Annotated in this window: 7 protein-coding genes; 3 read left to right on the top strand and 4 right to left on the bottom strand. The window is 33.1% G+C overall.

Annotation, left to right across the window (positions count from 1 at the left end):
• Positions 1–100: 100 nt before the first annotated feature.
• Positions 101–919 carry an AsmA family protein gene (locus ACYQ0O_RS12175; protein WP_459893449.1) on the bottom strand — a complete coding sequence of 273 codons (819 nt, stop codon included), beginning with the start codon at positions 917–919 and terminating at the stop codon, positions 101–103.
• Between the two features lie 169 nt (positions 920–1,088).
• On the opposite strand from ACYQ0O_RS12175, the gene ACYQ0O_RS12170 reads away from it, so the two are divergent.
• Together ACYQ0O_RS12170 and ACYQ0O_RS12165 are read left to right on the top strand one after the other, a co-directional pair.
• Positions 1,089–1,658, top strand: coding sequence for a metal-dependent transcriptional regulator (locus ACYQ0O_RS12170; protein WP_459893447.1), 570 nt, complete (start codon positions 1,089–1,091; stop codon positions 1,656–1,658).
• Positions 1,636–1,854 carry a FeoA family protein gene (locus ACYQ0O_RS12165; protein WP_459893445.1) on the top strand — a complete coding sequence of 73 codons (219 nt, stop codon included), beginning with the start codon at positions 1,636–1,638 and terminating at the stop codon, positions 1,852–1,854. The genes ACYQ0O_RS12170 and ACYQ0O_RS12165 overlap by 23 nt, the downstream gene beginning before the upstream one ends.
• 4 nt (positions 1,855–1,858) lie before the next feature.
• Here the strand turns inward: ACYQ0O_RS12165 and ACYQ0O_RS12160 are convergent, their stop codons facing one another.
• Both ACYQ0O_RS12160 and ACYQ0O_RS12155 read right to left on the bottom strand, forming a co-directional pair.
• The gene (locus tag ACYQ0O_RS12160) at positions 1,859–2,287 is read right to left on the bottom strand and encodes a hypothetical protein (RefSeq protein ID WP_459893443.1); all 429 of its coding nucleotides are present in this window, start codon (positions 2,285–2,287) and stop codon (positions 1,859–1,861) included.
• A gap of 660 nt (positions 2,288–2,947) precedes the next feature.
• Positions 2,948–4,441 carry a hypothetical protein gene (locus ACYQ0O_RS12155; RefSeq protein WP_459893441.1) on the bottom strand — a complete coding sequence of 498 codons (1,494 nt, stop codon included), beginning with the start codon at positions 4,439–4,441 and terminating at the stop codon, positions 2,948–2,950.
• A 270-nt stretch (positions 4,442–4,711) separates the two neighbouring features.
• On the opposite strand from ACYQ0O_RS12155, the gene ACYQ0O_RS12150 reads away from it, so the two are divergent.
• Positions 4,712–5,551 carry a DUF169 domain-containing protein gene (locus tag ACYQ0O_RS12150; RefSeq protein WP_459893439.1) on the top strand — a complete coding sequence of 280 codons (840 nt, stop codon included), beginning with the start codon at positions 4,712–4,714 and terminating at the stop codon, positions 5,549–5,551.
• 35 nt (positions 5,552–5,586) lie between these two features.
• On the opposite strand, the gene ACYQ0O_RS12145 is transcribed toward ACYQ0O_RS12150, so the two are convergent.
• Positions 5,587–6,012 (bottom strand): hypothetical protein, encoded by a 426-nt coding sequence (locus ACYQ0O_RS12145; protein ID WP_459893437.1) that lies wholly within the window; start codon positions 6,010–6,012, stop codon positions 5,587–5,589.
• Positions 6,013–6,078: the final 66 nt, after the last annotated feature.

Below are 6,078 nucleotides of genomic sequence, written 5' to 3'. Positions count from 1 at the left end.
GATTTACACAGTTTTTGAAACACCCCCTACCTTTACCTTTACCTTTCCTTTTTCATGCCTGTTTATTTAAAATCAACTTATCTTAATCGGCATATATATTTTACCTTTTTGGCATTAGTCCTTTTAGTCCCTTTTGTATTTCTTTTACCTGGGAATTAATTTTATTTTTGTCTAAAGATCCTTTCTTTAAATCTTGTAGGCTTTGTTTTACTTTTTGTTGTACCTGGCCCTTTATCTCCTTTATGCTACCCTTTAAATCTTTAATAGTTGGTGCAATGGAGGGTAGAATTTGTGACATAAGGGAATTTGTTATCTCAGCAATAATCTGCTTTTGGGATTTATTTTTACCTCCAAGATTCCTTAGATGTATTTCCTTTAATAATACCTGCTTCTTTTTTAATCCCAGATCAGATAAAATAACTTCCACCTGACTATTTTTAATAATTAAGTCCTTAATGAATATATGTTTTTGTCCCTTTTGAGACTCTGTTTTTTTAACAGCTGTTTCTTTTTTTTCTGGTACCTTGGTTGTTGATATATTTTTTTGAAAAACATCTAGATTACTTGTTTTTTGCTTGTATTCGTATACAATATAAGGAGAATCTATGTAAATTTTATCTATAACAACCACATCTTTAAAAACAGACATGGGTTCCACTTTTATATCTATTTTCTTGACCTTAAAAAGATAGGGACTGGTAAAACCCTTTGGATTTCCCACAGACAAATTATATAATTTTCCTTCCCCTGAAAACAAAGATACATTTGCCTTTTCCAGCCCAACACTGGTTTTTACAACTTGAGGTCCAAATTTTCTTATTCCTTGTTCAATTATGGTATTTAGATTAAAATAAGCAACTAATGTTACTATTATCAAAATACCTATTAAAACAAATAGTCCTATAATTATTTTTTTCATAATGCCCTCCAGACATCCAGGTTTTTATAATTATTATGTTTATTAAGTATATGCATATCCATTTTTTGTCAAACAGGAAATATTTATACTACCCCATAAATCCCTTGACAAACAACAATACAGGATATAATTAGACTGTTAAAACATTTTACGATTTATCTAATAAAAAATGATTAATAAGAGGAAAAAAGAAAAAAAGAGGCGTGTGACTCCCACAATGGAGGACTACCTTGAGGCGATGGTGGGTTTAGAAAAAGAAAAAAAGGTAGTTAGGGTAAAGGATATTGCTTCTAAGATGGGTGTTAGTATGCCAACTGTAACCAGCATGCTAAAAAATTTATCCAAGGCCAATTTGGTTGAATATGAACGATATGAATACATTGAATTAACTGACAAGGGCAGGGACATAGGAGAGGAGATAAATAGGCGCCATAATGCACTGAAAAAATTCTTAGAAGAAATACTGGGGATAGAATCAGATATCGCAGAAAAGGAAGCGTGCAAGATGGAACATGCTGTGAGCAGTTCTACCATGGATAGATTTATGGATTTTATGGACTTTGTTGATTCATGTCCCAGGGCAGGGAGTGAGTGGCTTGAGTATTTTCAACAATATATAAAACATGGCAAAAAAAAGGCAACTTGCGAAAAATACAGAGAATATCTGGAAGATATTTATAAAAAAATAAAACAAGAGACACCGGGGGATAAAAGAAATGACAAGACTGACCAAGTTTAATCCTGGAGATGAAGTTACTTTAATTGATATTGAAGGCGGAAGAGGTGTGAGATCCAAGCTGTTCAATTTAGGTCTTACCCCTGGTATAAAAATAAAGATTATAAGCAAAAATTCTTGTGGACCTATTGTCTTAAAGGTGAGAGATGGTAGACTTGCAGTTGGTAGGGGTATGGCTGAAAAAATTTTGGTTAAGTAATTTATTATCTTATAAAATAATGCAAATATCCAATTATTGTTAATGTTGCACTAAGTACTAACCCCAATGTCCAGAACATAAATCTATCTAATCTAGTTGTTATTTGTTCAAATCTCTTGTCAACCTGCTCAAAGCGTTTGTCAATTTGCTCAAAGCGTTTGTCAATTTGCTCAAAGCGTTTGTCAATTTGCTCAAAGCGTTTGTCAATTTGCTCAAAGCGTTTATCCATTTGTTCTAGAATGATTCTTATCATTTCCCTTTGATGTTTTAGTTCTTCTTCGATTTTAACTACCCTTTCAAACAACTCATAAATGGATATCCTGGGTATCTCGGGCAATTCTTTTTGTTTTCTTTTTTCCTCTTCAAGAAATTCTTTTACAATATCATGGATTATAGGCTTGAATTCGTTAAAATCTATGGATTCTATTTGCATATTCATGACCTCCATCAGTATCCAATAATTTTAAAATATTGGCTTCTGTGTAAGAAGTCAAGGAGAATAGGTTAAAACGACAAGACCACGTCAAAGTTTTTATAAGGCTTAGGAATTTATATGGATTAGATTTTTTACTGTTTTTTTTGTGTAAATGTTTTATAATTGTTTAATGCATAAAGATGAAAGCTTTAGTATACGCCTTGTCCGTAAAGAAGAGATGGAGTTGTGGCGGGAATTAATGAACAAGTACCATTACCTTGGGTTTAAACATATATCGGAAGTTCACTTTTAAAGTTGAGGGATTTGAGGTAACAACCTATTAGATAGCTTTTTTATTGTGACTACACGGTATTTTCTTGGAGGAAGGACTTGTGGTAGGTGTACTGGGATGGCATCAAGGAGTGATTTTGGTTTTCCAGCAGGAGAAGGCACTTTAAAACAGTGACCTTTTTTGTTTAGTGTTACTATATTGTTTCAGACAAATTTAGACAAAAAATTCAAGATAGAAAGTTGTTAAATGGGGTTAAATCTGGAGCAAAAGCTAAGGTGGGCTCTAAAAAATTTAAACTGTACTTTTTAAGCATGGACTAAGTAAAAAAAAAGGAGCTGGCTAGCCAACTCCTTTTTTAAGCTAAAATATTTACTAAATCCTATTAGTTAAAATTTCCATGTCATTTCAATTGTATCTTGAATAGCTCCTTCGTCAAAATCATCACCTGCTAAGTCTTGTACTGCATCAGAAGGATCAAAGTAAGAAAATACATTTCCAATGGAAAAATGGTTGTTAAGGTGGTAGGTAATTTGTAAATCAAATTCCCAACCTACTGAATCATCGATGTTTTTACCATATACATCTTCAAGGGCTCCGGTTTCTTCAAACCAAAAATATTGCCACTGAGTTTTGTAGGACCACTCATCAATGGCCCCTTTACAACCTACACCAAGGGAATACATCCCAGGATTAAAGGGGCTGGCACTATCTCCAATCCCACCATAACCTTTGAATTTATCTTTGTTGGCATGGGTGAGAACATCATCTTTATATCCTCCTAACATTCCAAATCCATTGCTGTATATCTTAGATCCCAAAATAGGAATTGTCTTATAAATAAGAGCACTTGTCATGCCAAATGTAGGAGTATTTCTGGCCATATTGGTAATTGGATTGTATGCATTAATCTCATCGTCATTTGCATCATCATCTCCTGACATATAGTAACCACCAATATATGGTCTCAATGCCCTTGATATGTCAAGTTCCAAGGATGCGAATGCTGCATATGCTGATATATCTAAATCTTTATACACCTTCCCTGAAGGAGTTGTAAGTTCTTCCTTATTTCCAACAGCATAAACAAATTCTGCACGGGGAACAAACATTCCTATTTTACCATAAACTTGGGCCCCAAAATAATTGACTGTGGCTTTCACTTTGTCATTGTCACTATATGCATAAAATGGGGTGAAATTTAATCCAAAAACAGGAACATTTAACTTTACAGTATATACGTTCCAATCCAGGGCATCTCCATCAGTTACTCCAATGTTTCCAGTATCATCATATACAAATAAATCCAGCACCTCATAAGAAATTCCATTTACTTTCCCCCTAAATCCAATATAGGGGTGATCGTCACCATACAAAACACCACCAGTTTGAAGATCTAAATTCTTGGTTTTCCAACCAGTCTCAAGGATAGTGGGAACCCCTAAAGAAGAAAAATCATAGGTAAATTCAAGCTTTTCTACTCCAAAGCTATTTCCAGACTTACCTGTCTCCCTATCTTTGGAATTTATTTCCCCTCTATCGGTATTTCTTTTATCATAAGTAAGATCTGATTCAAGTATTGCCAAAAAATCCCAATTCTTACCTTTTCCTTTAAAACCTATCCTGAATTCATTTCTCACACTAAAATCATCATCTCCAATTTTACCATTTTCACCACCTGTATAATCAAACTTAGTATCATCATTATTAAAATCAACATTTTTACTGTATATAGGCTGAGTTTTTAAACTACCAAAAATAGAAATATCAATATCTTTACTCTTAGCCGTAACCTTTCCTGTTCCCATTTTGGCATTTACAATAAAAGGCATTACAATTAAACCAACAAGTGTGAATAAGAAAATGGATTTCAGCTTTCGCATCTAAGACTCCTCCTTTTAAAATAAGGTTTAAAATTATCTAGACCTACACCAACTAACCAATCTTTAACTAACTTGTGTTCCCCATAAACCTTCCTCCTTTATTATTAAAATTTAAAAAAAACACATACATAACAACAAACCTTTATAATTAAAAAGTTGCAACACTACATATTGACATAAATAAAATAATAGCATATTGTCAACCCAGTTTGTGCTCTTGTGGACATAAAAAAGTGTTAACAAATTCAAAACAAAAAAGGAGACCATAGTATGGTAGACACAAATTTATTGTTAGATGATGTGAGATTTGCTAAAGAGATGTTGGCAAAAGACAAATTGTCAAATAGTGATCTAGTTTTTATTTTAAGAAACATCTATAAATTTAAGTATTATCCTGTTGCAGTTAAATACTTTTATAGTGATGAAGAGATAGAGGAATTCAAGAAAAACAATGAGTATGAATTATCGGTGAAGCCACTTACCTTTTGTCATTACGTTGCTGCATCAAGACAGGAAGGTCATATTTTGTTTTCTGAGCAAGATAAAATGGGGTGTTCCAATGCCAAATTTGTATTGGGCTGGAAAGAATTTGATGAAAAAGAGATTAAAGGACATTTAAAATATACAAAAGATAAAGATCAAGCCATTAGGTTTGTAAAAACCAAAAAAAGGCTGCAGCCAGGTCTTAAGGCATTTGCCACAGCACCACTCCACAAGGCAAATTTTCAGCCCGATGTTATACATATGATTTGCGACGTCTTACAGTCATATCATATTGGAAATGACTGGGATGTTGCATTTGACAGCCATCCATTTGAATCAGTAATGACTATGAATTCATCTGTATGTCATGGATGCGTATATACATATGTCACCCAAAAACCAAATATTACACAAATGTGCAGTGGTAGTTATACTTCCGGTAAGACAGAACAAGGTGAAATAAATGTTATTATGCCCTACTCCCATTTAGAACCCACTTTAAAATGGACTTTAGAGAGGACAATTAGAGATGGAGGAGCATCCTTCCCAAGGACTGGACATACCTACCCAGGTTATGATGTCTGCAAATTATGTCCTTTTATTGTATTTACCAAACCAAGAAGATAAGAAAATTGGGGGGATTAAGCCCCCCCAAAAAAACTTTATTTACTCAATTTAGATTCCTTATACTCCTTCCTGGCATCCAATACATTTTTGATATATTGGAAGATAGTCTTTGCCATAAAAAAACTAATAGCAACTACAAAGTCTATTCCCACAGTATTTTTTATCTTATGATTTAAAAAATAAAGTGAAAAGAGAATATATGGAGAGAACAAAAGAAAAAAAGAAGTAGAAAAGATAACCAATTTTCTAAAAAATACTTTCCAATAAAGTTCATCTGCAATTTTATTTAACCCCTTATATGCATCTTTTTCCTTTGCAGCCAGGGCTAGTACCATAAGTTCTTGGTATTCCAATATCTTTAGTTCTATTTTTTCCATTTCTTTCAAGTGAGATTTAAATACCACACCAACTATTTTAAATGTCAGCTTTTCTACTACAAGAACTACTAAAAAGGTTACCATATAATAAATTATAGTATACACCATATTATCCTTTGTCTTTATAAAAAAAGCCAGCTTAGTCAGCTG

The sequence above is a fragment of the Desulfothermus okinawensis JCM 13304 genome (assembly GCF_054654515.1).
The sequence above is the reverse complement of the archived record's forward strand: the minus strand, read 5'-3'. Positions and strand labels throughout refer to the sequence as shown.